The sequence below is a fragment of the Oleiphilus sp. HI0079 genome, from assembly GCF_001635105.1.
The window spans coordinates 1-556 of sequence record NZ_LWFT01001164.1 but is presented as its reverse complement, the minus strand read 5'-3'; the positions used below and the strand labels follow the sequence as shown (position 1 = coordinate 556).

The 556-nt window shown below is 49.8% G+C and carries 1 protein-coding gene; it reads left to right on the top strand.

The window, feature by feature from the left end; all coding sequences use genetic code 11:
• On the top strand, positions 1 to 556 hold a 556-nt coding region (gene dnaX / locus A3750_RS20780; protein WP_068548740.1), incomplete at both ends, for a DNA polymerase III subunit gamma/tau.

Here is a 556-nt window from a genome sequence, read left to right as displayed (position 1 = left end):
GCAGGGTCGTTATGTCGACCTGATAGAGATCGATGCCGCGTCGCGCACCAAAGTAGAAGACATGCGCGAACTCCTTGAAAATGTCCAATATGCGCCAACGCAAGGGCGTTTTAAGATCTACCTGATAGACGAAGTACACATGCTTTCTGGGCACAGTTTTAATGCCTTGCTTAAAACGCTTGAAGAGCCGCCAGAGCATGTAAAGTTTCTGTTCGCAACGACCGACCCACAAAAGCTACCAATAACGATTCTCTCACGCTGCCTTCAGTTTAACCTGAAGAATATGACTCCGGAGAAGATCGTCAGTCACCTTAAATTTGTGCTTTCTCAAGAGCAGGTTCAGTCAGAAGAGGCTGCTTTGTGGGCGCTTGCTCGCGGCGCTGATGGCAGTATGCGAGACGCGTTGAGTCTTACTGATCAGGCCATTGCATATACGCAAGGAGACCTCCAGGAAGCGCCGGTCAGCGCGATGCTGGGTACCGTTGATCAGAAAAAGGTCTACCGACTTTTGAATATGCTTGTCGCACGTGACCCAAAAGCGTTACTGAATGTGGTG